This is a genomic window from Vibrio cidicii (assembly GCF_009665415.1).
GTDB lineage: Bacteria > Pseudomonadota > Gammaproteobacteria > Enterobacterales > Vibrionaceae > Vibrio > Vibrio cidicii.
On record NZ_CP035921.1, the window covers coordinates 1,807,376 to 1,831,237 of the forward strand.

At 49.9% G+C, this 23,862-nt stretch carries 26 protein-coding genes and 1 pseudogene; 18 read left to right on the forward strand and 9 right to left on the reverse strand.

All coding sequences use genetic code 11. From position 1 onward, the window contains the following. Positions 1–128: 128 nt before the first annotated feature. From rpoH to glpG, 3 genes are all read left to right on the forward strand, one after another. Positions 129–986, forward strand: coding sequence for an RNA polymerase sigma factor RpoH (rpoH, locus tag EWA64_RS09270; RefSeq protein WP_039422105.1), 858 nt, complete (start codon positions 129–131; stop codon positions 984–986). Between the two features lie 405 nt (positions 987–1,391). Beyond that, a complete protein-coding gene (glpE, locus tag EWA64_RS09275) occupies positions 1,392–1,712 on the forward strand; it encodes a thiosulfate sulfurtransferase GlpE (protein ID WP_061893558.1) in 321 nt (106 codons plus the stop codon). 32 nt (positions 1,713–1,744) lie between these two features. Then, positions 1,745–2,587, forward strand: coding sequence for a rhomboid family intramembrane serine protease GlpG (gene glpG, locus EWA64_RS09280; RefSeq protein ID WP_061893559.1), 843 nt, complete (start codon positions 1,745–1,747; stop codon positions 2,585–2,587). 34 nt (positions 2,588–2,621) lie between these two features. On the opposite strand, the gene EWA64_RS09285 is transcribed toward glpG, so the two are convergent. Then, positions 2,622–3,032, reverse strand: coding sequence for a flagellar basal body-associated protein FliL (locus EWA64_RS09285; protein WP_061893560.1), 411 nt, complete (start codon positions 3,030–3,032; stop codon positions 2,622–2,624). A gap of 161 nt (positions 3,033–3,193) precedes the next feature. Here EWA64_RS09285 and EWA64_RS09290 point away from each other — a divergent pair, with 161 nt between their 5' ends. Continuing rightward, positions 3,194–3,733 carry a chorismate lyase gene (locus tag EWA64_RS09290; RefSeq protein WP_139045634.1) on the forward strand — a complete coding sequence of 180 codons (540 nt, stop codon included), beginning with the start codon at positions 3,194–3,196 and terminating at the stop codon, positions 3,731–3,733. Beyond that, entirely contained in the window at positions 3,734–4,588 is an 855-nt protein-coding gene (gene ubiA / locus EWA64_RS09295; protein ID WP_061893562.1) for a 4-hydroxybenzoate octaprenyltransferase, read from the forward strand. It begins immediately after the preceding gene. A 155-nt stretch (positions 4,589–4,743) separates the two neighbouring features. Here ubiA and EWA64_RS09300 read toward each other — a convergent pair. The 4 genes and pseudogenes from EWA64_RS09300 to hslR all read right to left on the reverse strand — a co-directional run. After that, positions 4,744–4,938 (reverse strand): annotated as a pseudogene (locus tag EWA64_RS09300) (DUF4277 domain-containing protein); the annotation flags it as partial. Positions 4,939–5,061: 123 nt separating this feature from the next. Then, positions 5,062–6,690 carry a phosphoenolpyruvate carboxykinase (ATP) gene (gene pckA, locus EWA64_RS09305; RefSeq protein WP_061893563.1) on the reverse strand — a complete coding sequence of 543 codons (1,629 nt, stop codon included), beginning with the start codon at positions 6,688–6,690 and terminating at the stop codon, positions 5,062–5,064. 331 nt (positions 6,691–7,021) lie between these two features. Further along, positions 7,022–7,897, reverse strand: coding sequence for an Hsp33 family molecular chaperone HslO (gene hslO, locus EWA64_RS09310; RefSeq protein ID WP_061893564.1), 876 nt, complete (start codon positions 7,895–7,897; stop codon positions 7,022–7,024). Positions 7,898–7,929: 32 nt separating this feature from the next. Next, entirely contained in the window at positions 7,930–8,313 is a 384-nt protein-coding gene (hslR, locus tag EWA64_RS09315) for a ribosome-associated heat shock protein Hsp15 (RefSeq protein ID WP_061893565.1), read from the reverse strand. A gap of 316 nt (positions 8,314–8,629) precedes the next feature. Between hslR and gspC the strand changes: the two genes are divergently transcribed. From gspC to EWA64_RS09375, 12 genes are read left to right on the forward strand one after another with little or no spacing between them, the layout of a single operon-like run. Beyond that, the gene (gene gspC / locus EWA64_RS09320) at positions 8,630–9,559 is read left to right on the forward strand and encodes a type II secretion system protein GspC (protein ID WP_061893566.1); all 930 of its coding nucleotides are present in this window, start codon (positions 8,630–8,632) and stop codon (positions 9,557–9,559) included. A 37-nt stretch (positions 9,560–9,596) separates the two neighbouring features. Further along, positions 9,597–11,618, forward strand: a complete 2,022-nt coding sequence (gene gspD, locus EWA64_RS09325) for a type II secretion system secretin GspD (RefSeq protein WP_061893567.1) — start codon at positions 9,597–9,599, stop codon at positions 11,616–11,618. Beyond that, positions 11,618–13,117: a type II secretion system ATPase GspE gene (gene gspE / locus EWA64_RS09330; RefSeq protein ID WP_061893568.1), complete on the forward strand. Its 1,500-nt coding sequence runs from the start codon at positions 11,618–11,620 to the stop codon at positions 13,115–13,117. Before gspD ends, gspE begins: the two co-directional genes overlap by 1 nt. Then, the gene (gene gspF / locus EWA64_RS09335; RefSeq protein WP_039422644.1) at positions 13,117–14,334 is read left to right on the forward strand and encodes a type II secretion system inner membrane protein GspF; all 1,218 of its coding nucleotides are present in this window, start codon (positions 13,117–13,119) and stop codon (positions 14,332–14,334) included. The genes gspE and gspF overlap by 1 nt, the downstream gene beginning before the upstream one ends. A 52-nt stretch (positions 14,335–14,386) precedes the next feature. Continuing rightward, positions 14,387–14,830 (forward strand): type II secretion system major pseudopilin GspG, encoded by a 444-nt coding sequence (gene gspG, locus EWA64_RS09340; RefSeq protein ID WP_039422645.1) that lies wholly within the window; start codon positions 14,387–14,389, stop codon positions 14,828–14,830. 51 nt (positions 14,831–14,881) lie between these two features. Then, a complete protein-coding gene (gspH, locus tag EWA64_RS09345; protein ID WP_061893569.1) occupies positions 14,882–15,472 on the forward strand; it encodes a type II secretion system minor pseudopilin GspH in 591 nt (196 codons plus the stop codon). Continuing rightward, positions 15,472–15,834, forward strand: a complete 363-nt coding sequence (gene gspI / locus EWA64_RS09350; RefSeq protein WP_061893570.1) for a type II secretion system minor pseudopilin GspI — start codon at positions 15,472–15,474, stop codon at positions 15,832–15,834. Before gspH ends, gspI begins: the two co-directional genes overlap by 1 nt. Next, complete coding sequence (gene gspJ, locus EWA64_RS09355; protein ID WP_061893571.1) at positions 15,821–16,492, forward strand: type II secretion system minor pseudopilin GspJ; 672 nt, start codon at positions 15,821–15,823, stop codon at positions 16,490–16,492. The genes gspI and gspJ overlap by 14 nt, the downstream gene beginning before the upstream one ends. Continuing rightward, on the forward strand, positions 16,485–17,510 hold the full coding sequence (gene gspK, locus EWA64_RS09360) for a type II secretion system minor pseudopilin GspK (RefSeq protein ID WP_061893572.1): 1,026 nt from the start codon (positions 16,485–16,487) through the stop codon (positions 17,508–17,510). Before gspJ ends, gspK begins: the two co-directional genes overlap by 8 nt. After that, entirely contained in the window at positions 17,479–18,678 is a 1,200-nt protein-coding gene (gspL, locus tag EWA64_RS09365) for a type II secretion system protein GspL (protein WP_061893573.1), read from the forward strand. The genes gspK and gspL overlap by 32 nt, the downstream gene beginning before the upstream one ends. Positions 18,679–18,685: 7 nt before the next feature. Beyond that, a complete protein-coding gene (locus EWA64_RS09370) occupies positions 18,686–19,177 on the forward strand; it encodes a type II secretion system protein M (RefSeq protein ID WP_039439069.1) in 492 nt (163 codons plus the stop codon). Position 19,178: 1 nt separating this feature from the next. Continuing rightward, the gene (locus tag EWA64_RS09375) at positions 19,179–19,940 is read left to right on the forward strand and encodes a type II secretion system protein N (RefSeq protein WP_061893574.1); all 762 of its coding nucleotides are present in this window, start codon (positions 19,179–19,181) and stop codon (positions 19,938–19,940) included. A gap of 78 nt (positions 19,941–20,018) precedes the next feature. On the opposite strand, the gene cysQ is transcribed toward EWA64_RS09375, so the two are convergent. From cysQ to EWA64_RS09395, 4 genes are all read right to left on the reverse strand, one after another. Next, positions 20,019–20,846 (reverse strand): 3'(2'),5'-bisphosphate nucleotidase CysQ, encoded by an 828-nt coding sequence (gene cysQ / locus EWA64_RS09380; RefSeq protein WP_061893575.1) that lies wholly within the window; start codon positions 20,844–20,846, stop codon positions 20,019–20,021. 14 nt (positions 20,847–20,860) lie between these two features. Next, a complete protein-coding gene (gene nudE / locus EWA64_RS09385) occupies positions 20,861–21,415 on the reverse strand; it encodes an ADP compounds hydrolase NudE (RefSeq protein ID WP_061893576.1) in 555 nt (184 codons plus the stop codon). Positions 21,416–21,570: 155 nt separating this feature from the next. Next, on the reverse strand, positions 21,571–22,155 hold the full coding sequence (gene nfuA / locus EWA64_RS09390) for a Fe-S biogenesis protein NfuA (RefSeq protein ID WP_039422661.1): 585 nt from the start codon (positions 22,153–22,155) through the stop codon (positions 21,571–21,573). Positions 22,156–22,288: 133 nt separating this feature from the next. Continuing rightward, entirely contained in the window at positions 22,289–22,987 is a 699-nt protein-coding gene (locus EWA64_RS09395) for an amidophosphoribosyltransferase (protein WP_061893577.1), read from the reverse strand. An 89-nt stretch (positions 22,988–23,076) separates the two neighbouring features. Between EWA64_RS09395 and bioH the strand changes: the two genes are divergently transcribed. Beyond that, complete coding sequence (gene bioH, locus EWA64_RS09400) at positions 23,077–23,844, forward strand: pimeloyl-ACP methyl ester esterase BioH (protein ID WP_061893578.1); 768 nt, start codon at positions 23,077–23,079, stop codon at positions 23,842–23,844. The last annotated feature ends 18 nt before the right edge of the window (positions 23,845–23,862 follow it).

Genomic DNA, 23,862 nt, shown 5'->3' on the forward strand with positions numbered 1-23,862 from the left:
TTGACTTGTATCGATGGATTGTTTATGGATAATGGCTAACCCAGCTTGAAACTGAGGAAAGATCAGTTCAAGATAGCAGCGCCGACTGGCAATGTTTTACTCCAGATCAGAGATTGATGAGGAATCGAATGACAAATCAAGCGTATCCGATGGCTCTAGTAACGCAAGATAGCCTTGATGGTTATATTCGTTCGGTAAACAGCTATCCCATGCTGAGTGCGGACGAAGAGCGTGAACTCGCAGAGCGTTTGCATTACAAAGGCGAGATTGAAGCAGCGAAAGGGCTGATTTTATCTCATCTGAGATTCGTTGTTCACGTGGCTCGTGGCTATTCCGGTTACGGTTTACCGATGGCCGACTTAGTACAAGAAGGCAACATTGGCCTGATGAAAGCGGTTAAGCGCTTCAACCCAGAAGTCGGTGTAAGACTGGTGTCGTTTGCGGTGCACTGGATCAAAGCGGAGATCCACGAATACGTATTGCGTAACTGGCGCATCGTCAAGATCGCCACCACCAAAGCACAACGTAAGCTGTTTTTTAATCTGCGCAAGTCCAAAAAACGCTTAGGCTGGTTCAACAATGGTGAAGTGGAAACGGTCGCCCGCGAATTGGGTGTCGAGCCTTCAGAAGTACGTGAAATGGAATCCCGTCTTGCTGCGGTCGATTCGACGTTCGATCTCACCGTTGATGATGAAGATTCCGGCAGTGTATCGACAGCGCCAGTGCTTTATTTGGAAGATAAATCTTCTGATATTGCGGATAACCTTGAAGCGCAAAACTGGGAAGAGCACACCAACAACCGCCTTTCTTTGGCGTTAGCGAGTCTGGATGAGCGCAGCCAGCATATTGTGCGTTCTCGTTGGTTGGACGACGACAAAGCGACGCTGCAAGATTTGGCTGAACGTTATGGTGTTTCTGCCGAGCGTATTCGACAGCTAGAGAAAAACGCCATGAAGAAGCTGAAAATGGCAGTTGGTGAAATCTAAAACCAACGAAAGAGTTATTCTAAAAAAACCGGGATCGAGAGATCCCGGTTTTTTTTCATTTTTTGATCAGAAAAGTTGCGATAAACGGCGTAAAAACATCACCAAGCCTGTGAATAACTCTGTGAGGTAATTATTTATCGTCTGTTCGCAAGCCGGACAAAATAAGGGTTCAGATGGGCTTAGAGCTTGGGGATAGTTATAATCCTACGCACAAGAAGATCAGGATCATTACTACATCTTGTGGATCTTTGGATCAAAAAATACCTTATCAACGCAATCCACAGCTTTATCCACAATTGATTGATTTTTGCACTTCAAAAAATGCCCTGAAGAACTATGTGTCTAAGTTTGCCTCTGGATAGGTTACAATCCCGTCAGCTAACAACAAGAACAGAGAGAAAGTAAATGGAACAGTTCAAACACATTGATGTACAAAGTGCGCAAGCGTTGCTGGAGAGCGGTGAAGCTCGTTTGGTGGATATTCGCGATCCGCAATCCTTTGCTGTGGCACATGCCAATTCCGCTTTCCATCTCACCAATGACAGCATGGTTACCTTTATGAATGAGGTTGAGCTGGATCAGCCTATTCTGGTGATGTGTTATCACGGCATCAGCAGTCAAGGGGCCGCTCAGTATCTAGTGAATCAAGGTTTTGAAGAGGTTTACAGCGTTGATGGTGGTTTTGAAGCATGGCACCGTGCAAACTTACCAGTAGAGCGTAGCTAGTGGCGTAAAAGTAAAAGCAGAGAGGTTTGGGTATGAGGCGATTAGTGGCACTAAACAACCCAAGGATGATGCAAGCATTTATCGATTACATGGCATCGCAGCAAATTGAATTGCAGATGATGCCAGAAGGTGAGGGGATGTTTGCCCTCTGGTTGTTAGATGAGCAGTATCTGCTTGAGGTTGAAGCGGAGCTCGATCGCTTCTTAGCCAATCCATCAGACAGCAAATACAGTGCAGCTTCGTGGCAGGTAGCGGAAACGCGCAAAGCACGTTTTCGCTACCGTTCGCCCAGTCTCGGTGCGATGGTCAAAGCCAAAGCGGGACCACTTACGCTGGCGATCATGCTGCTGTGTAGTGTGATTTATCTTTTGCAAACCTTTGGCCTAGCGGATGCGGTATTTGCTCTGTTGCATTTTCCTGCGGCGGCCGAACAGCAATGGCAGCTATGGCGCTGGGTCAGCCACGCTGTGCTGCATTTTTCTGTGCTGCATATTGCTTTCAACCTTTTGTGGTGGTGGCAGTTGGGCGGTGAGCTGGAGCAGCGACTTGGCACGCGCAAACTATTGCAACTGTTTGTCATCTCTGCCGCGTTGTCTGGTGTTGGTCAGTTTATGGTCCATGGTGCCAATTTTGGTGGCTTGTCTGGCGTGGTATACGCGCTTGTCGGCTATGTGTGGATTTTCGGCTATCGCTGTCCACACAAGGGCCTTTTCTTACCTAAACCTATCGTGGCATTTATGTTGGTGTGGCTGGTGCTTGGTTACGTGCAGCCCTTTATGCCAATTGGCAATACCGCGCATTTGGTTGGGTTACTCGCGGGGATGGCGCTGGCGTATCTTGATTCAACCAAAGCAAAAAATCAAAAAGCGGCCTGAGCCGCTTTTTTAACGTGGTCATCCGTTTTGCTGATTACTGATAGAGATACTTAGTAAATAGCAGGTCGGCAATCACGGTTTTGCCTGTTTCTGGCAGTAAAATCTCGTTTAAGTATGCGACCAAGTTTTTGCGCAGATCTTCCCGTCCAGCCAGTGACTTGACCGTCTCTTCGGTTTGCTGACCGAGCATTTCTACCACAGCATCGCGGATAAGCGGTTGATGACGCTCGACCAAAGCGAGATCTTCGCTGCTCATCACCATCACATCAATACGCACTTGCACGTAACCGAGCTTTTTCCCTTTGGTATAGAAGTTGGTCGTCAGATCCGGTTCCAAAGTGAAATAAGCCAGTTTCGGCCCTGCTTTTTCTTCCTCCGCGAACGTAGGAAGCGAAACCAGCACACTGAGTGCGAGAATTATTTGGACTATATAACGTTTGTACATATTTCTATCTTTTCTTTCTTCTGATTACGATACTCGAAACGCGTTTGTCTTGTTACAATGGGCGGTCCAAATGTCACATAAGTTATAACAATCGTTACGGTAAGTCGTTGCCGTAATGTGTTGCTTTATTGTACGCATAAAGCGATCAATTGAATACTAGTATGAATCAGCCGATATCGCCCTATCTTGCTTTATTATCACAAGCGAGATGGCAAACTACCGAACATTTTGCCTACCCCAATGAGCAGGCCAAACATTGGCTGCATGAACAGGGCTCGTTATCGCGTCGCTTGAACCAGCATTGCCAGAACTTGACGGTTGAATTGCTGCGCAATCAGGCGCTGGATGAGCCGCTCTTACTGGGAGAAGAAAAAGCGTTGCTCAGTCAAGGGCCATGTTTACTGCGAGAAGTGATCCTCTCTGGTGACGGTGCTCGCTGGGTGCTTGGACGTACTTTGATCCCACAGTCGACGCTTTGCGATCAGCCGTACGATTTGGCCACGCTAGGCGAGCTACCACTTGGATTAACCGTATTTAGTGCGGATAATGTTGAACGCGATGCGCTGCAAGTGGCTTGGGTTGAGACCCCATCTGGACGTTTACTTGCGCGCCGCTCACGATTATGGATGAACCACAAACCGATGCTGGTGGCCGAACTGTTTTTACCCCATGCACCAATTTACTCCAAGGAGAGCGTGTAAATGTCGGCAGAAAAAGCCAAAGCATATTGGCAATTGATGAGAATGGATCGGCCGATTGGCTCTTTTTTACTGTTCTGGCCGATGTTGTGGTCGCTGCTTCTGGCTGCGGAAGGGATGCCAGATTGGGACGTTCTACTGGTCTTTACCGCGGGCGTTTTCTTGATGCGTAGCGCCGGGTGTGTCATCAATGATTTTGCCGATCGCCATGTCGATGGCCATGTCAAGCGCACCCAACAGCGCCCATTGCCAGCGGGCAAAGTGACCTCAAAAGAGGCGGTGCTGCTGTTTTTGGCTTTGGGGATAACGTCCTTTCTCTTGGTCCTCACCATGAACTCGCTGACCATTCAGCTCTCCTTTGGTGGCATAGCTTTGGCGTTTGTTTACCCTTTTATGAAGCGTTACACCCATCTCCCGCAGTTGGTGCTAGGACTGGCGTTTAGCTGGGCCATTCCAATGGCGTGGGCGGCGCAAACCAATGAATTGCCTTGGATGGTGTGGTTCCTCTTTACTATTAATGCGCTGTGGACCATCGCTTACGATACCCAGTATGCGATGGTGGATCGCGATGATGACCTGCTTATTGGGGTGAAATCGACCGCGATCTTATTTGGTCGTTTTGACAAACTGATCATCGGATTGTTGCAACTGGCGACCTTAGCGATGTTGCTGTGGCTGGGTCAATATTATCAGTTAGGGCAAAGTTTCTATTGGAGCATACTGGCCGCGGGAGCTTTGTTTGTTTATCAGCAACATTTGATTCGCCATCGCGAACGAGAGCTGTGCTTTAAAGCGTTCCTGAATAACAACTACGTCGGCATGGTATTGGCATTGGGGCTGCTTGTTGCTTTCTGGTAAACGAACAATCAGAGAAAAACAAAGGCATCCGAGTGGATAATGTCGATCGTTTTAAGTAATTGAACGATCCTAAGCTTCATAATTGGACTCAACGCTGTTGAGTCCGATTTTTTATGTCCGAATTTTCTAAAGAGTGATACCCATCTGGAAAATTAACTGGTCTGGTGAGGTGTTCTGCGGTGAAAGCCAAGTCCATTTAGGAGCATGGCCAAGACAGCGGCAGCATGAGAAACATGGTGCTCGGAATAGCTGGGAATGAGCGCATCTATCACCCGTGCTAGGCTGATTTCATGGCAAAAAGCGTCAATGAGGCCAAGATGATCCAAGCGTTTAATAGCTTGAGTCGACATATTATGAGGCCGTCAAATAACAGCGTAGAACCAAACTATCGAGCGCGATCTAGACATAAAAATGCCACTCGCTATAAAGCGAGTGGCATTACTCGAGTGAGGGCTTTTTTATTGCTCGATCACTTAGTCAAGCTGAGGCCCCGCTGAGACTAGAGATTGGCCTTCGGCGTTGTCTGTGTATTTAGCAAAGTTATTGATAAAGCGTTGTGCCAGATCTTGGGCTTTGCTTTCCCACTGTAGTGGGTCTACATAGGTATCGCGTGGATCAAGGATGGTTGGATCGACGCCAGGAAGCGATGTCGGTACCTCTAGATTAAAGATAGGCACATGTTTGGTTGGTGCTTCTTCAATCGAGCCGTCAAGGATGGCATCGATAATGCCGCGCGTATCTTGAATCGAGATACGTTTGCCGCTGCCATTCCAGCCGGTGTTCACTAGGTACGCTTCTGCGCCCGCTTCTTCCATGCGTTTAACTAGGACTTCTGCGTACTTGGTTGGGTGTAGCGTTAGGAACGCGGCACCAAAACAGGCAGAGAAGGTTGGCGTTGGTTCGGTAATGCCACGCTCAGTACCCGCCAATTTGGCGGTAAAACCAGAGAGGAAGTGGTACTTGGTTTGTTCTGGTGTCAGTTTAGACACGGGAGGCAATACGCCAAAGGCATCGGCAGACAGGAAGATCACTTTGTTGGCATGACCGCCTTTAGAAACGGGTTTGACGATGTTATCAATGTGGTAAATCGGGTAAGAAACGCGCGTATTCTCGGTTTTCGAGCCGTCGTCAAAATCGATTGAACCGTCGTTACGTACCGTAACGTTCTCAAGCAATGCATCGCGACGGATGGCGTTGTAGATGTCTGGTTCTGCTTCTTTCGACAGTTTGATGGTTTTCGCGTAGCAGCCACCTTCAAAGTTAAACACGCCGTCATCGTCCCAGCCATGTTCGTCATCGCCGATCAGCGCACGTTTTGGATCGGTGGATAGGGTCGTTTTCCCTGTACCAGATAGGCCGAAGAAGATCGCGACATCGCCATCTTTGCCCATGTTGGCACTACAGTGCATAGATGCGACACCTTTCAGCGGCAGGAAGTAGTTCATCATGGCGAACATGCCTTTCTTCATTTCGCCGCCGTACCAAGTGCCACCAATCAGTTGAGTGCGCTCGGTCAGGTTAAACACAGTAAAGTTCTCCGAGTTCAGACCATGCTCTTGCCACTTCTGGTTAGTGCATTTCGCGGCGTTCATCACCACGAAGTCCGGCTCAAAGCTTGCCAACTCTTCTTCGGAAGGGCGGATAAACATGTTCTTCACAAAATGCGCCTGCCAAGCGACTTCGGTGATCACACGAATGCTTAGACGCGTGTCAGGGTTAGCACCACAGTAACCATCAATCACGAACACACGTTTGCCAGAAAGCTGGTTGGTGACCAGTTCTTTGAGGTCGTTCCACACTTCCTGAGTGATTGGTTTGTTGTCGTTCGGAACTGCACTGGATGTCCACCACATGTTTTCTTCCGTCGTCGCGTCTTTCACTATGTATTTATCTTTTGGTGAGCGGCCAGTGAAAACGCCAGTATCGACAGCGACCGCACCAAGCTCGGTGACTACGCCTTTTTCGTAGCCTTCGAGATCCGCACGCGTCTCTTCTGCAAACAGCACTTCGTAACTTGGGTTACGTAGAACCTCTTTTACGTTGCGCAGTCCATGTTTGGTTAAATCAATTGTTGCAGCCTTAGTATGTTCCATAACGGTCATAGGTGCTCCTTATAGGATTTTGTAGGGATTTTGTAAGAATCTTTTAATTTTTCTGCTCACCATGCTAACAACGGGTGGGGGAGAAAACAGGGATATAGTTCAAAAATTATCCTTAATTTTCCTGAGGTTTTAGGTGTCCCGTCACATATTGGCCGAGATAGTTTATCGTGCACGCAAACCATTGCGCCAGCGTTAAGGGATTATTAATTAACAAAAAATAAGGGGTTATTAAATTACGGGAAAGTATTGATTTACTAGGCTTTGATCACAAAAAGGCCAGCGTATGCTGGCCTTTTGACGGGTAAATTACGTGCTTGATAATCCAAGGAAATTAATGCAGCGTTTTACGCTCAGAAGTGGCGTTGGTGTAGAGCTCAGCCACTTGCGGCTCGTCAAACGAGTAAGTCGTGCCGCAGTAATCACAATGTAAAGAAACGGATCCTTCGGTGGCCAAAATGTCATAAATTTCAGTTTTATCGAGAGTGACAATTGCGGCACCGCTGCGCTCACGAGAACAGCCACAATGGAACTCAACAGGTTGTGGTTCGAACAGACGAACTTGTTCTTGGTTGTACAAGCGATACAGCAGATCGTTGGCTCCTAAGGTGAATAACTCTTCATTTTTCACCGTGTTTGTTAGCTGTTCGAGGTGCTCAAAGTCATCGGCAGAGCCAGTGCCGTCTGGCACAACTTGAATCAGCATACCAGCAGCGTGCGCTTGACCTTGGTGCGCGCCAGTGCGGATCCACAAGCGGGTTTTAAGCTGCTCTGAATTGGCGAAATAGCCTTCAATCACTTGAGTAAGGTTGTCGCCCTCTAGGCCAACCACACCTTGATAGCGCTCGCCTTTTTTCGGCTCAATGGTGATGACAAGGTAGCCTTTCCCCATCATATCGTGCAGGCTAGCATCGTCGGCAATCTCACCTTCCCAGCGCGCGACACCACGAACTTTCTGTTCGTTATCGCCATTGATGACCGCCAAAGATACCGGACCATCACCTTGCAATTGAATGGTGATAGAACCTTCAAATTTGAGCGTAGCGGTGAGTAGAGTGGTTGACACCAACAGCTCGCCTAACAGTTTTTGCAGGGCTGCCGGATATTCCTTGCTCGAAATAATACGCTGGTACGCTTCATCCAATTGTACCAGCTCGCCACGCACTGAAAGGTCTTCAAATAAGTAGCGGTTCAAAACATTGCTTGCCATTTAGGGATTCCTCGTCGGTTTTTCCGGCGTTGTTACTGCAGTTTAAATTTGATGATGTCACGACGCTGTTTTTTGTCTGGGCGTCTTTCTGGGCTTGGGTTGGCGTTGAGTTTACGCTGCTGTGCCAGTGTTTCGCGCTTCGCCACACTTTCGTCGGTTTCGCGATACAGCTTTTGCGCTTCTGGTGCGCCACGTCGCTGATCTGAGATCTGCTCAATCACCACCACTTTTTCTTCATTTCCTTGGCGTAACTTAATTGTTGCACCAATTTCAACTATTTTGCTTGGTTTTGTGCGCTGACCATTATAGTGGACTTTACCTCCATCGACCATGTTGCGGGCGATGGAACGGGTCTTATAAAATCGTGCAGCCCACAGCCATTTATCTAAGCGAATGGCATCAAGTTGGGAACTCATAGGAAGTCTTACTCTCTAATCAGTGCTGTGAATGATTAATGATTGCTGCTTATTGACTCTTACAATGGTGACATGCAGCAAAAATTTCAAGGGAGTTGGCAAAAACGGAATTTGAAAAGCGTGTAACTATTATGCTGTGATATAGTTCACTGCTCTTTGTCGACTAGACAATTCCATTGCAGTCAAAAACATAGCAGGATGTCTTCCATTTGTTTATGACTGGTGAAGATGTCGTCAGGGAGTGCAGTGAAATCATAGAAGAACACTGCCGATAACAAAGCGGTCATTGAATCGTAACAAAAAAGGAATCAACTCAGTGAAACCATCAGAGCTAAGTGCTGGATTGAAAAGCAGCCCGCTACTGGCTCGCGTCATTGCGAATAACGGCGAGATTCAGCGCCATGTAAGCAAAATCTTAGCTGGTATTTTGATTGCGATGACAGGCTGGACTCTAGGTCAGGTTGTTTGGCTCACACAGCCAGCAAAAAATGAGATTGTCGCTTGGCAAGCTCCTGCAATAGTCGGTGGGCAAAGCAACAATAAACAGGGCCTTTCTCTTGCTGGGTTGCAGGCGATGAATTTATTTGGTGTTTACAACGAAAACAAAGCGAAACCCGTCGTAACCGCGCCAGTTGTGCAAGATGCGCCGAAAACTCGACTCAATTTGGTGTTAGTTGGTGCGGTTGCGAGCAGTAACCCGAGTGCCAGCTTGGCGGTCATTGCCAACCGAGGTCAGCAAGCGACTTACGGCTTAGGCGAAGAAATTGAAGGGACTCGTGCCAAATTAAAAGCCGTGTTGGTGGATCGCGTAATCATTGATAATGAAGGGCGTGATGAAACCGTGATGCTCGAAGGGCTAGAGTACAAGAAACTTGGTGATAGCACCTCGCGTGCGCCTGCCTCGTCGACCATTGCGAAGAATAACCCGCCCGATACCGACGAACAGTTGGCACAGATTCGTCAAGAGATCACCGCCGATCCGCAGAAGATTTTCCAATATGTCCGTTTATCCCAAGTAAAGAAAGACGAACAAGTGATCGGTTATCGGGTCAGTCCGGGTAAAAATCCACAGCTTTTCCAGTCGGTTGGTTTGCAAGATGGCGATATTGCCGTGCAGCTTAACGGCAACGATCTGACCGATCCCGCAGCGATGGGCAAAATTTTCAATTCAATTTCAGAGCTGACAGAGCTGAACCTGACGGTTGAGCGTGATGGTCAGCAGCATGACATTTACATCCAATTTTAATACTTAGGCGCTAGAGCGTAAGTGGTGGGAGATATACGTGAAACATTGGTTTAGCAAAAGCGCATGGTTGCTAGCAGGGACGCTAGCCTGTACGTCCGGCGCGTGGGCAAGCGAATTTAGTGCGAGCTTTAAAGGTACGGACATTCAGGAATTCATTACGATCGTCGGACGCAATCTGGAGAAAACCATCATTGTTGACCCGTCAGTGCGCGGCAAAATTGATGTCCGCAGCTACGATGTGCTAAATGAAGAGCAGTACTACAGTTTTTTCCTTAATGTGCTGGAAGTGTACGGCTATGCCGTGGTGGAAATGGAAAATGGCGTACTGAAAGTCGTCAAATCGAAAGATTCGAAAACCTCGGCCATTCCTGTGGTGGGTGATGACACCGTCAAAGGCGACAATGTTATTACACGTGTGGTCGCGGTACGCAATGTGTCGGTACGTGAACTCTCTCCATTGCTGCGCCAACTGATCGACAACGCAGGTGCGGGTAACGTGGTGCACTACGACCCAGCTAACATCATTTTGATCACTGGACGTGCTGCGGTGGTGAATCGCCTGGCGGAAATCATCAAACGTGTCGACCAAGCGGGCGATACCGAAGTGGAAGTGATTGAACTGAAAAATGCGTCTGCCTCTGAAATGGTGCGCATTGTCGATGCACTGAATAAATCTCAAGACGCCAAAAATACCCCAGCCAATCTGTTGCCGAAATTGGTGGCAGACGAACGCACCAACTCCATCTTAATCTCGGGTGATCCTAAGGTGCGTGAACGCCTGAAAAACCTGATTGAGAAGCTGGATGTTGAGATGGCAACCAAAGGCAACAACCGCGTGGTCTATCTCAAATACGCTAAAGCGGAAGATTTAGTCGATGTGCTCAAGGGCGTGTCCGATAACCTGCAAGCGGAGAAAAATTCCGGCCAGAAAACCGCGGGTTCGCAACGTAATGACGTGGTGATTGCGGCGCACCAAGGCACCAACTCGCTGGTGCTGACTGCGCCGCCCGATATCATGATTGCGCTGCAAGAAGTGATTTCTCAGTTGGATATTCGTCGTGCACAAGTATTGATTGAAGCTTTGATTGTTGAAATGGCGGAAGGCGACGGCATTAACCTTGGCGTACAGTGGGGCTCACTGGAAAGTGGTGCTTTGATTCAGTACGGCAACAGTGGTGCGCAAATTGGTCAGGTGATGATTGGTTTGGAAGAAGCTAAGGATACAACAAATACGAAAGCTGTGTATAACTCTGATGGTGAGTTTCTACGCAATGAAACAACGACAGACAAAGGCGATTACTCCACTCTAGCCTCTGCCTTATCAGGTGTAAATGGCGCAGCGATGAGTTTGGTCATGGGTGATTGGACAGCCTTAATCAGCGCAGTCGCCAGCAACTCCAATTCGAACATACTCTCCTCGCCCAGTATTACCGTGATGGACAACGGCGAAGCGTCGTTTATTGTTGGTGAAGAAGTGCCAGTATTAACCGGTTCATCGGCCAGCTCGAACAACGACAATCCATTCCAGACGGTGGAGCGTAAAGAAGTCGGCATCAAACTGAAAGTGGTACCGCAAATCAACGAAGGCGACTCAGTACAACTGAATATTGAGCAAGAGGTCTCCAACGTGCTTGGAGCCAACGGCGCGGTCGACGTACGCTTTGCTAAACGTCAGTTAAATACCTCCGTGATTGTTCAGGATGGGCAGATGCTGGTGCTCGGTGGTTTGATCGATGAACGAGCACTGGAGAGTGAGTCGAAAGTGCCGCTGCTGGGTGATATTCCAATTTTGGGCCACCTGTTCAAATCGACCAGTACCCAAGTTGAGAAAAAGAACCTGATGGTTTTCATCAAGCCAACCATTATTCGCGATGGCATGACGGCTGACGGCATCACCCAGCGCAAATACAACTACATTCGTGCTGAACAGCTGTACAAGGCCGATCAAGGTTTGAAGCTTATGGACGATGGTAACATCCCTGTTTTGCCGAAATTTGGAGACGATAAGCGTCATCCTGCTGAAATTCAGGCCTTTATCGAACAGATGGAAAGCAACTAATGGTAGATATGTTGGACACGGTGGCTGCTTTTCGCCGTTTGCCTTTTAGCTTTGCCAACCGTTTTAAGATGGTGCTTGAAGTGGAACATCCCGAGCGCCCGATGATGCTTTATTATGTCGAACCTCTCAATGCATCGGCGTTGATTGAAGTACGCCGAGTGTTGAAGCAGACGTTTATTCCCAAGGCGCTCAGCGCAGAAGAGTTCGAGAAAAAGCTTACCTTAGCCTATCAGCGTGACTCGTCAGAGGCGAGACAACTGATGGAAGACATCGGTTCCGATGACGATTTCTTCTCGCTGGCGGAAGAGTTGCCGCAAGGGGAAGATCTGCTTGAATCGGAAGACGATGCGCCGATCATCAAATTGATTAACGCCATGCTTGGCGAGGCGATCAAAGAAGGGGCATCGGATATTCATATCGAAACGTTTGAAAAATCGCTCTCGATTCGATTCCGTGTTGATGGGGTACTGCGTGATGTGCTGGCTCCTAACCGTAAGCTGGCACCGCTGCTGGTATCGCGGGTCAAGGTCATGGCGAAGCTGGACATCGCTGAAAAACGCGTGCCGCAAGATGGCCGAATCTCTTTGCGCATCGGTGGTCGCGCAGTGGACGTACGGGTTTCGACTATGCCTTCATCGCATGGTGAACGTGTGGTTATGCGTCTGCTGGACAAAAACGCCACCCGCTTGGATTTACACAGCCTCGGTATGACGCCTGCCAACCACGATAACTTCCGTCACCTTATCGCTCGTCCACACGGGATTATTCTGGTCACGGGGCCTACAGGTTCGGGTAAATCAACCACCTTGTACGCAGGGTTGCAGGAGCTCAACAGCAACGAGCGCAATATCCTCACCGTCGAAGATCCGATTGAGTTTGATATCGATGGCATCGGCCAGACTCAGGTGAACCCGAAAGTCGACATGACGTTTGCTCGCGGTTTGCGTGCGATTTTGCGTCAAGACCCGGATGTGGTGATGGTCGGGGAAATTCGTGACTTGGAAACCGCGCAAATTGCCGTTCAAGCGTCGTTAACCGGCCACTTAGTGATGTCGACATTGCACACCAACACGGCGGTCGGTGCGATTACCCGTTTGCGTGATATGGGAATTGAGCCTTTCCTCATTTCTTCCTCTTTGCTTGGGGTGTTGGCGCAGCGCTTGGTACGAACGCTGTGCCACGACTGTAAAGAGCCCTACGAAGCCGATAAAGAGCAGCGCAAACTGTTTGATAGTAAGAAGAAAGAGCCTCTTATCCTCTACCGTCCCAAAGGTTGTGAGAAGTGTAATCACAAAGGTTACCGAGGCCGTACCGGCATCCACGAGTTGCTAATGGTGGATGAAAAAGTGCAGGAGCTTATCCACAGTGAAGCGGGTGAGCAGGCGATTGATAAACTGATCCGTGAACATACGCCGAGCATTCGCAGCGATGGTTTGAGCAAAGTATTGCAAGGTGTCACCTCACTTGAAGAGGTGATGCGTGTCACTAAGGAATCCTGATGGCAGCGTTTGAATACAAAGCGCTCGATGCCAAAGGGCGACAGAAAAAAGGCAATATCGAAGGCGATAACGCTCGTCAGGTTAGACAGCGGCTTAAAGAGCAAGGCTTGGTGCCAATTGAGGTGATCGAGACCAAAGCGAAGCAGGCGAAAAGCAACGCTTCCGGTGGATTCAAACGCGGGATCAGTACTCCTGATCTTTCGTTGATTACGCGCCAAATCTCGACCTTGGTTCAATCGGGTATGCCTTTAGAAGAGTGCTTACGCGCGGTATCGGAACAAGCGGAAAAGCCGCGCATCAAAAGCATGCTGGCCGCGGTGCGTTCCAAAGTGACCGAAGGTTACACTTTAGCCGACAGCCTAGCCGATTATCCGCACATCTTCGATGAGCTGTATCGTTCTATGGTGGCGGCAGGGGAGAAATCCGGTCACCTCGATGCCGTTTTAGAACGGCTGGCTGATTACTGTGAAAATCGGCAGAAAATGCGCTCTAAGCTGATGCAAGCGATGATCTACCCTGTAGTGTTGGTGGTGTTTGCGGTCTCGATTGTGGCGTTTTTGCTGGCGACCGTGGTGCCGAAAATCGTTGAGCCGATCATTCAAATGGGGCAAGAGCTGCCGCAGTCCACGCAGTTTCTTCTCGCCTCGAGTGAATTTATTCAGCAATGGGGCTTGATACTGTTTGTCAGCGTGGTAGTGGCGATCTATCTGCTAAAAACCGCCCTGAAAAAGCCAAACTTTCGTATGGCGTGGGATAGACGTATTTTAAGCCTGCCGCTGCTTGGGAAAATTTCTAAGGGTTTGAATACGGCGCGTTTTGCACGAACGCTATCGATTTGTACCTCCAGCGCCATTCCGATTTTGGAAGGAATGCGTGTTGCGGTGGATGTGATGTCGAACCAATTTGTCAAACAACAGGTCTTAGTAGCAGCGGACAGTGTGCGTGAAGGAGCCAGCTTGCGCAAAGCCCTAGATCAAACCCGTCTCTTTCCTCCGATGATGCTGCATATGATCGCCAGTGGTGAGCAGAGTGGTGAGTTGGAGAGCATGTTGACGCGTGCAGCGGATAACCAAGACCAGAACTTTGAATCGACGGTCAATATCGCGTTGGGGATCTTTACTCCCGCGTTGATCGCCTTGATGGCGGGCTTGGTGCTGTTTATCGTCATGGCAACGCTGATGCCGATGCTGGAAATGAATAACTTAATGAGTGGCTAAGGTTATCGATCGGGTGGAGTAACTATCTGAACGATTAATTGTGGAGAAAATAATGCAAAGCAAACGTAAAAAACAGGCGGGTTTTACCCTGTTAGAAGTCATGGTTGTGGTAGTGATTCTGGGCATTTTGGCCAGTTTCGTTGTACCTAACTTGCTGGGGAACAAAGAGAAAGCGGACCAACAGAAAGCGATCACCGATATCGTCGCGTTGGAAAACGCGCTCGATATGTACAAGCTCGACAACAGTGTTTATCCAACCACAGATCAAGGTTTGGAAGCGCTGGTGAGCAAGCCAAGCAGCCCAGAGCCGCGTAACTACCGCGATGGCGGTTACATCAAACGTCTGCCAAAAGATCCGTGGGGCAACGATTACCAATACCTTAGCCCAGGTGACAAAGGCACTGTTGACATCTTTACCTTAGGGGCGGATGGTCAAGAAGGCGGTGAAGGCGCTGCGGCGGACATCGGCAACTGGAATATGCAAGACTTCCGTTAATTCGGATCCGCTTGCAACGCAATAACAGTGAGAGAAAGCAGTTTGAAGAACATGTCCAATCAGCACCAGCGTGGTTTCACCTTGATCGAGATCTTGTTGGTGTTGGTGCTGCTTTCTCTGACGGCGGTGGCGGTGATCGCCACCATTCCAACCCGCACCGATGACAGCGCCAAAAAATACGCTCAGAGTTTTTACCAACGATTGCAGTTACTCAATGAAGAAGCTCTCCTCAGTGGTAAAGATTTTGGTATTCGTATCAATGAAGATAAATCCCGTTATACCTTACTTGTATTGCAAGCTCAGGGGTGGCAGAGCTTAGCGCTCAACAAAATCCCCGCGACAACCGAACTTAAGAATGATGTTGCGCTGCAACTCTCCCTCGGCGGCGGTGTTTGGCAACAAGATGATCGCTTGTTTAAACCGGGATCTCTGTTTGACGAAGATATGTTTGCCGAAGAAGAAGGCAAAAAGAAAAAAGAGTCGCCACCACAAATTTTCGTTTTGTCGAGTGGTGAACTGACGCCGTTCTCACTCTCTTTCTACCCACAAGACCGTGATGCAACAGAAGATGGTTGGCGTGTGAGGGCGAAAGATACCGGGCAGATTGTGCTGCTTGCTCCAGGCGAAGAAGAGAAAGAGTAATGGCCAACAGACGTAAAAGCAGAGGCATGACGCTGCTGGAAGTGCTGGTTGCGCTGGCGATTTTTGCCACCGCGGCGATGAGCGTAATTCGAGCGGTCAGCCAACACATCAATACCATTGGCTATTTGGAAGAGAAGATGTTTGCCGCCATGGTGGCGGATAACCAGATGGCGAGTGTGATGCTCGACCCTAAATCGCTCAAAGCGCGCTCTGGTCAGGAAGAGATGGCCGGGCGAACTTGGTACTGGAAAGTGGCACCTGTGGCGACCACGCAACCGCTGTTGAAAGCGTTTGATGTCAGTGTTGCAGCGGAAAAGGAAGCGAACCCCATTGTGACGGTGAGAAGCTATGTCGGCCAGTAAAAGAAAGCGTCAACCAGGCTTTACCCTGATTGAAGTGTTAGTGTCGATCGCCATTTTCGCCACATTAAGCGTGGCCGCTTATCAGGTGGTGAATCAGGTGCAGCGTAGCAATCAGTTGTCGCAAGAGCGCAGCGCGCGTCTCAACGAGCTACAGCGTGCCTTGGTAATGATGGACAACGATTTTCGCCAAATGGCGCTGCGCCCGATGCGCACCAATGGTGAGAGTCCATCGGCAAAATTGATCGTCTGGGCGGATTATCTACTCGACTCGGACAGCAAAGGGGTGATGTTTGTCCGTTTAGGCTGGCATAACCCTCAGCAGCAATTTCCGCGTGGTGAAGTGACCAAAGTCGGCTATCGCATCAAAGACGACATGTTTGAACGGGTATGGTGGCGCTACCCCGATACGCCTGCTGGGCAAATGGGAGTGATTACCCCTTTGCTGAGTGGGGTGGAAACGTTTGAAATGCGTTTTTCCGATGGTAAGAAATGGAGCGACGAATGGGATGCGGAGAACACGTTACCCGCTGCCGTTTCGGTTGAATTGACACTGAAAGATTACGGTAAGATCTCACGCGTCTATCTGACTCCGGAAGGTACGCTGCAAAAACGCAGCGACTCGGGTAATCAAGACAGCAAGGATAACAACAATGGCTAAAGTGACCATCCGCCGTCAATCTGGTGTGGCACTGGTGATTATCCTCATGCTGCTGGCCATTATGGCGACCATAGCGGCATCGATGTCGGAACGGCTGTTTGCCCAGTTTCAACGCGGTAGTAATCAAGTTAGCTACCAGCAAGCCTATTGGTACAGCTTAGGTGTGGAAGCGCTGGCTAAAGTGGCGATTGAACAGAGCTACAAAGACAGTGACACCACGGTGAACTTGAACCAGCCGTGGGCGGTGGAAGAGAAAACCTATCCACTGGATTACGGTGAAGCGCGCGGGCGAATTTATGATCGCCAAGCGTGCTTTAATCTCAATGTGTTGGCGAGTGTAAAACCTCAGGATGGACAGCTTGAGCGTCCTTACCTCGTCAAGGTGCTGCGCAATCTGCTGGAAGAAAATGGCGTGGAAACGTATGAATCTGAGGTGGTTGCGGATTCAGTTTGGGAATTTATCGATAGTGATGATGCAATTCGTTCCAGTTCCGGTGTGGAAGATGCCACTTACGAAGGCATGCAACCCGCGTATTTAGCGGCTAACGGACTTCTTGCGGATAGCAGTGAATTGCGTGCGGTGTACAAGGTCACGGGCGAGATGATGGAAAAGCTGCGCCCGTTGGTGTGTGCGTTGCCGACCGATGACTGGCGGCTAAATGTCAATACACTCGCCGAGGCGCAGAGCTCACTACTGGTTGCGCTCTTGTCGCCGACGCTTAACGAATCGAGTGCCAAAGATTTGATTGAAAAGCGACCGTTTGACGGTTGGGCGAGTGTCGATGCCTTTATGGCAGAATCAGAGCTGGCAGGTGTCAGCGATGAGATTAAAAAACAATCCAAAAAGTACCTCACCGTAGATAGTGCTTATTTTGAATTGGATGCGCAGGTCTTTGTTGATGACTCACGAGTGAGAATTCGCAGCCTAATGTACAGTAAAAACAGAGAAACAGTGACCGTTGTGCGTCGTCGCTTTGGAGGAATCAGTGAGCGAGTTTCTGACCGTTCGGCTGAGTAGCGAACAATATAGCCCGATCCCTTGGCTGGTTTGGTCTGCAGACCAACAAGAAGTGATCGCCAGTGGCGAGCTGCCTGATTGGCAGCAACTGGAAGAATTAAAACCTTTTGCAGAACAAAGAAGTGTGGTGGTACTCCTAGCATCGAGCGACCTTGTGCTTACGGATGTTGAGATACCCGCTGGCGCCTCTCGTCAGCTTGACAACATGTTGCCCTACCTGCTCGAAGATGAGATAGCGCAAGACGTGGATGACTTGCACTTTTCTATTTTGGCCAAAGAAGGTCGCTTTGCTCATGTTTGCGCCGTAGAGCGAGATTGGCTGCATCACATTGTGGCGAAATTTCGTGAGCACGGCATAGAGATCAAACGCATCGTACCAGACTCTTTGGCATTGCCGCTGAGTGATGAAGGGATGAGCGCCGCCCAACTGGGTGAACAGTGGTTATTTCGCCGCAGTGCCTACCAAGGCAGTGCGGTCGATCAAAGCTGGATGCCGCTCTATCTTGAGGCTTTGAGCCCTGACGAACCGTTAACGGTAGCCAGTTTCAGTAGCGTACCGTCAGAGACAGGTAAAGTGAATTGGTTGGCTCAGCCAGCCGAGATGACCATGGCGCTGCTGAGCCAAGGCGTGGCAAACATCAAATTCTCTTTGCTGACTGGAGCATTTAAGCCGAAATCGTCTTGGCTGAAACACTGGAAGGTGTGGCAGAAGGTGGCAATCAGTGGCGTACTACTGATTGCTGCGGTGGTGGCGCAGCAGGTGCTCACCATTCAACAATATGAATCGCAGGCCAACGCCTATCGCGCGGAGAGTGAGCGTATTTTCCGTCAGGTTTTGCCCGGTAAGAACAAGATCCCGACCGTCAGTTACCTTAAACGGCAGATGGAAGACGAAGAACGTCGTCTGTCTGGGGGGGCGGGTGGTGATTCTATTCTTAATTGGATGGCACTTATTCCCGACACCATTGGGAAAGTGAAGAGCTTTGAGGTGCAGAGCGTTAAATACGATGGCAATCGCGGCGAAGTGCGCATTCAAGCACAGAGCAAAGACTTCCAGATTTTCGAACAAGCCCGAGTCGCTCTGAGCGAACATTTTCAGGTCGAACAAGGGCAGCTTAACCGTACCGGCGATTCGGTAGTGGGCAGCTTTGTGTTGAAGCGTAAGTGAGGCCAGAATGACAAATTTACGAACCATGCTGCAAACTTGGTGGAGTGGCATTAGCCCTCGCGAACAGCGCCTAGTGATGGTGTGCAGTATTTTTGCCTTGTTGGGGGCAATTTATTGGGGCATTTTGCAGCCGATCGAAATGCGAGCTGAGCAGGCGCAGATGCGTATTCAGAGCGAAAAGCAACTGCTTAGCTGGGTGAAAGAGAAAGCGGACGACATCAGCCAAAAACGGGCGAGTGCAGGGGTACAGTTTTCCAATCAGCCACTCAACCAAGTGATCTCATCGTCCACTCGCCAATTCAACATTGAGCTGCAACGGGTGCAACCGCGCAATGAGATGTTGCAAGTGTGGGTGGCGCCGATGCCGTTCAACCGTTTTATCGATTGGTTGACCTATTTAAAAGAGAAACAAGGCATCGAAGTGGAATTTATGGATATTGACCGCGGAAAAGAAGCGGGCGTGGTTGAAATTAACCGATTGCAGTTTAAGCGAGGTTAATGTGAAACGCGGTATAGTTTATAGCCTGATTTTTATTGTTTTTTTCAGCATCAGCCTGATTTCGAGTATTCCGGCCAGTTTTGTGCTCGGCTATCTTCCGCCCGTACGTGGGCTTGCGATTGAAGGCCCATCGGGAACCATCTGGCAAGGCAGTGCGCACAAAATTTCTTGGCAAGGACAAGATCTCGGCGAAGTGAACTGGGATGTGCAGTGGATGCCGCTGCTCACGGGCAATGCGCAAGTGATGCTGCGTTTTGGTCGCGGCAGCGAGATGAATTTACGTGGTAAAGGGCGTGTTGGTTATAGCCTAAGCCGAGGCGCTTACGTAGAAAATTTGCTGGCATCGCTCCCAGCGAAATACATCGCCAGCAAAATTCCGATGCCGTTACCGATTGATGTCGAAGGGCAAGTGGAGCTGAATGTCGCCCAAGCGGTGTATCAAGCGCCTTGGTGCGCCACGGGCGCTGGCACCTTAGTGTGGAGCTCGGCCAAAGTGGGCACTCCGATTGGTGGGCTCGACTTGGGCCCAGTGATCACCGATATTCAGTGTGAAAATAGCCTACTTTTGGCCAAAGGATCGCAGCAGAGCGAGCAGGTCAGCGCCGCCTTTAGCGCGGAAGTGAGCCCTAATCGTCAGTATGTTACCTCGGCGTGGTTTAAACCGGGCGCGGCGTTCCCCGCTTCGATGAAGTCACAACTCAGCTGGTTGGGCAATCCTAATGCTCAGGGGCAGTATCAGTTTGACTACAAAGGGCGCTTCTAGCTGCTCCAGTTGCAATACACAATGAAAAAGCGAGTGGACTTCCACTCGCTTTTTTGTCTTTGTCTGATTGCTCTTGCCTTAGTCTTTGCCCTGCAAAATCTCATGCCACGGCAAATCAGCATCGCCCAACACAATGAAATTTGGGTTCTCTAACGTGTCGCGTTCGTTGTACGACAAAGGCTCAAGTTGAGTGCTGAGAATACGCCCCCCTGCCTCTTCGACAATGCATTGCGTCGCGGCGGTGTCCCACTCTCCGGTTGGGCCTAAACGGAGGTAGCAATCGACCGCGCCTTCGGCCACCAAACAGGCCTTAAGGGCTGCCGAACCGAGTGGCACCAGATCGTAGTTCCAAGCACTGCTCATGCGGTTGGTGATGCGATTGATGTCCTGACGACGGCTGATGGCAATCGCAATATTTTGTCCGGGCAGCTCATGTTTGTGGGTCTGAATTCTCAGGCTTTGATCCATCTGTGGGATTTTCCATGCGCCTTTGCCATGGTAAGCGTAGTAAGTTACGCCAGAGACCGGGCCATAGACGACACCCATTACGGGCCGATTGTTCTCCACTAATGCAATGATGGTGGCGAAATCGCCGCTGCGCGCGATAAATTCTTGTGTGCCATCCAGCGGGTCGACCAACCAGTAGCGATTCCACTGCGCGCGCTTTTCTAAACTGATGTCGGCAGCCTCCTCAGACAGGACGGGAATATCCGGGGTTAACTCACTGAGTTGCTTGGTGATCAGTTTGTGCGCGGCGAGATCGGCACTGGTGACCGGCGTCGCATCGTCTTTGGTGAAGGCTTCGTACTGCTTGGTTTGATAGATATCGAGGATCAGTTGTCCGGCAGAGCGGGCGATATCGATGACCTGAGGTAATAGTTGAGATAAATCTTTTGTTGTCTGCATGGGGCTTGTCCTTACTACCCGGCTTGATTGAGCGCTTTGATGGCCAGTAACAATGCAGTGATGCTGCGTGATTCACAAAAATCGAGGTGATTGAGCAGCTCTTCTGCTTGTTGCAAAGGCCAACGCACCACTTCCAGAGGTTCAGGCTCATCGCCTTGCAGCGTTTCTGGATACAGATCTTGCGCAATGAACAGCGTCATTTTGCTCGAAAAATAGGACGGAGCGAGCACAACCTGTTTAAGGGGCGTTAGTTTTTTTGCGCCAAAGCCGATTTCTTCTTTTAGTTCTCTGTCCGCTGCCTGCTCTGGGCTCTCACCACTGTCTATCAGCCCTTTAGGAAAACCGAGTTCATAACGTTCTGTGCCTGCAGCGTACTCCCTTACTAATAGTAGGTCACCCTGCTCCGTGATGGGAACCATCATGACGGCATTTCTGCCGCTTGGCTTCATGCGTTCATAAATGCGTTCTTCGCCATTGGAAAAACGCAATTGCAGAGCTTCGATGGCAAACAGTCTGGACTTGGCAACAATGTCACTCTTGAGGATTTCAGGTTCTTTCCTTCGGCTCATTGCGTGTACTCCTTCACCGCGAGATGGTTAGCTGCGTTAAGTTAATCGGCAATATTAGGGATTTGCTGAGTCAATATAAACGAAAAGGAAAAATAATCGAAAAGAAAAGGCTGGCGCAATGTGCCAACCTTTTTCTTTATCGCCATCTGGCGCGATTAATAGTACGAGTGCTCGCCGCGATCGTGTTCTGTCGCATCGCGTACCGCGGTCAGTTCTCCGGCAAACTGTTGCAGCAGCTCTTTTTCAATGCCTTCTTTGAGCGTGACGTCCACCATAGAACAACCGTTACAACCACCGCCGAAAGAGACAATCGCCACGCCTTGATCGGTAATTTCCACCAAGTTGACATGGCCGCCATGCCCCGCCAACTGCGGGTTCACTTGAGTTTGAATCGCATATTCAACTCGTTCAATCAACGGCGCGTCGTCAGACACTTTACGCATTTTAGCATTTGGCGCTTTAAGCGTCAGTTGTGAGCCCATTTTGTCGCTGACGTAGTCGATCTCGGCATCTTCCAAAAAAGGCAGGCTCAGCTCGTCAACGTAAGCGGAAAAACCTTGGTACGGAATTTCAGTATCGGTGCCTTCAACCGCTTCTGGTGGGCAGTAAGAAACGCCACATTCCGCATTCTGTGTGCCCGGATTGACGACGAAAATACGAATATTGGTTCCGTCAGGCTGTTGGCCCAACAGGTTGGCAAAGTGAGTTTGTGCAGATTCAGTAATAGTAATATTTGACACGACTAAATACCCGAGTGGAATTGTAGGTTATTGATGCCATTCTACTCCTGATAGCGAAAGGATCTAGTCTTTTGCAGCGAAAAACCACCAATTTCAGCGCACTTTGTACAGGATAATTTAGTTAGCGCTGGCGTTATTTCGGCTCAGGAGTGCGGCAGATACAATAAATATCAATGCTTTCCACCCCGTCTGCAAGCAGTAATTGGCATAATTGTCGCACTGTGCTGCCAGTGGTGACAACATCGTCAACAATCGCCACGTGTTTGGCCTCAATTGGCCGATTTAAGCGAAAAGCGCCCGCGAGATTGCGCTGTCTCTGCTGTTTGTTGAGCCCTTGTTGTGGTGGCGTGTGAGTGGTGCGGCGAAAGGCGTCTGGCAGATAGTGCTGGCCAAGGGCGTGTGCCAACTGTGCGGCGAAAAGGTCGCTCTGATTAAAACCACGTCGCCACTGTCGACGCCAGTGCATGGGGACAGAGAGCAGCAGTGGAGCGGGCTCAGTAATGCGCTCGGCAAGGAGCGTGGCAACGGGTTGACAGAAACGAAATTGGCGCTGGTGTTTGATCTGATTGACATACCAAGCGGTAGGAAATTGGTAATCGCTCAGACAATACAAGCGTCGCCAAACGGGTGGGGTGCGCAGACATTGGCCGCATTCGGCGACGTTACTTAAGGTGGGCAAGCCACAGTGGCGACAACGAGGCGTAGGCGAAAAATAGCCAAGGCAATGGTCACACCACAGAGAGGCGCTGGCAGGTGAACAGGGTAAGCCGCACAGGTGACACAGCCTAGGCAGTGATCGGAGTATTTTTTCACGCAGCCAATGAGTTAACATAATCACTTCGAAATATAAGCAGACCGAGCACTCAATGTAGCCAACAGGCGAGACTGAGCGGAGTGGAAAAAGTGGGAGAGTGTTTGAGCATGGACACACAATTGCATTGGCAAGTGAGTGGGGAAGGGCAAGATTTGGTGTTGCTGCATGGCTGGGGAATGAACGGGGCGGTGTGGCAGCAGAGTGTGGAGCGCTTGCAAACGCATTTTCGGGTGCATGTGGTGGACTTGCCCGGCTATGGTCACAGCGCGCATCTGCCGGCCAGCAGTTTAGAAGCGATCGCCCAGTTATTGTTGCCGCGCGCTCCTCGTCAAGCGATTTGGGTCGGCTGGTCGCTCGGTGGGCTGGTGGCGACGCACATGGCGCTGCATCACGCCGACTATGTTAGCAAACTGGTGACGGTCGCCAGCTCGCCAAAATTTGCCGCGGAATCTAAATGGCGTGGCATTCAGCCCAGCGTGTTGCACGCGTTTACCGAGCAGCTCAGTGAAGACTTTCACACCACGGTAGAGCGCTTCATGGCACTGCAAGCCATGGGTAGCCCTTCGGCGCGTCAGGATGTGAAAAACTTAAAGCAGGCGGTGTTGTCGCGTCCGGAGCCGAACCCGCAAGCTTTGCTGGCTGGGTTGAAAATGTTGGCCGAAGTGGATTTGCGTGAGCACTTGCCGCATCTCAGTATGCCGATGCTACGTCTGTATGGTCGCTTGGATGGTTTAGTGCCCGTTAAGATTGCCGAGCAACTTACCGCTGCACTGCCGAGTAGCGAGCAGTTTGTTTTCAGCCAATCATCTCATGCGCCCTTTATCACCGAGCCCGAAAGCTTTTGCCATCAACTCATCAGGTTTGCGGCGAAATAAAAACTAAAATTGTTTAAA

What these genes read in the sequence shown, in the direction of transcription:
- rpoH (WP_039422105.1), top strand. Translation starts at nt 129, where the DNA reads ATGACAAATCAAGCGTATCCGATGGCTCTAGTAACGCAAGATAGCCTT.
- glpE (WP_061893558.1), top strand. Translation starts at nt 1,392, where the DNA reads ATGGAACAGTTCAAACACATTGATGTACAAAGTGCGCAAGCGTTGCTG.
- glpG (WP_061893559.1), top strand. Translation starts at nt 1,745, where the DNA reads ATGAGGCGATTAGTGGCACTAAACAACCCAAGGATGATGCAAGCATTT.
- EWA64_RS09285 (WP_061893560.1), bottom strand. Translation starts at nt 3,032, where the DNA reads ATGTACAAACGTTATATAGTCCAAATAATTCTCGCACTCAGTGTGCTG.
- EWA64_RS09290 (WP_139045634.1), top strand. Translation starts at nt 3,194, where the DNA reads ATGAATCAGCCGATATCGCCCTATCTTGCTTTATTATCACAAGCGAGA.
- ubiA (WP_061893562.1), top strand. Translation starts at nt 3,734, where the DNA reads ATGTCGGCAGAAAAAGCCAAAGCATATTGGCAATTGATGAGAATGGAT.
- pckA (WP_061893563.1), bottom strand. Translation starts at nt 6,690, where the DNA reads ATGACCGTTATGGAACATACTAAGGCTGCAACAATTGATTTAACCAAA.
- hslO (WP_061893564.1), bottom strand. Translation starts at nt 7,897, where the DNA reads ATGGCAAGCAATGTTTTGAACCGCTACTTATTTGAAGACCTTTCAGTG.
- hslR (WP_061893565.1), bottom strand. Translation starts at nt 8,313, where the DNA reads ATGAGTTCCCAACTTGATGCCATTCGCTTAGATAAATGGCTGTGGGCT.
- gspE (WP_061893568.1), top strand. Translation starts at nt 11,618, where the DNA reads ATGGTAGATATGTTGGACACGGTGGCTGCTTTTCGCCGTTTGCCTTTT.
- gspF (WP_039422644.1), top strand. Translation starts at nt 13,117, where the DNA reads ATGGCAGCGTTTGAATACAAAGCGCTCGATGCCAAAGGGCGACAGAAA.
- gspG (WP_039422645.1), top strand. Translation starts at nt 14,387, where the DNA reads ATGCAAAGCAAACGTAAAAAACAGGCGGGTTTTACCCTGTTAGAAGTC.
- gspH (WP_061893569.1), top strand. Translation starts at nt 14,882, where the DNA reads ATGTCCAATCAGCACCAGCGTGGTTTCACCTTGATCGAGATCTTGTTG.
- gspI (WP_061893570.1), top strand. Translation starts at nt 15,472, where the DNA reads ATGGCCAACAGACGTAAAAGCAGAGGCATGACGCTGCTGGAAGTGCTG.
- gspJ (WP_061893571.1), top strand. Translation starts at nt 15,821, where the DNA reads ATGTCGGCCAGTAAAAGAAAGCGTCAACCAGGCTTTACCCTGATTGAA.
- gspK (WP_061893572.1), top strand. Translation starts at nt 16,485, where the DNA reads ATGGCTAAAGTGACCATCCGCCGTCAATCTGGTGTGGCACTGGTGATT.
- EWA64_RS09370 (WP_039439069.1), top strand. Translation starts at nt 18,686, where the DNA reads ATGACAAATTTACGAACCATGCTGCAAACTTGGTGGAGTGGCATTAGC.
- cysQ (WP_061893575.1), bottom strand. Translation starts at nt 20,846, where the DNA reads ATGCAGACAACAAAAGATTTATCTCAACTATTACCTCAGGTCATCGAT.
- nudE (WP_061893576.1), bottom strand. Translation starts at nt 21,415, where the DNA reads ATGAGCCGAAGGAAAGAACCTGAAATCCTCAAGAGTGACATTGTTGCC.
- EWA64_RS09395 (WP_061893577.1), bottom strand. Translation starts at nt 22,987, where the DNA reads ATGTTAACTCATTGGCTGCGTGAAAAAATACTCCGATCACTGCCTAGG.
- bioH (WP_061893578.1), top strand. Translation starts at nt 23,077, where the DNA reads ATGGACACACAATTGCATTGGCAAGTGAGTGGGGAAGGGCAAGATTTG.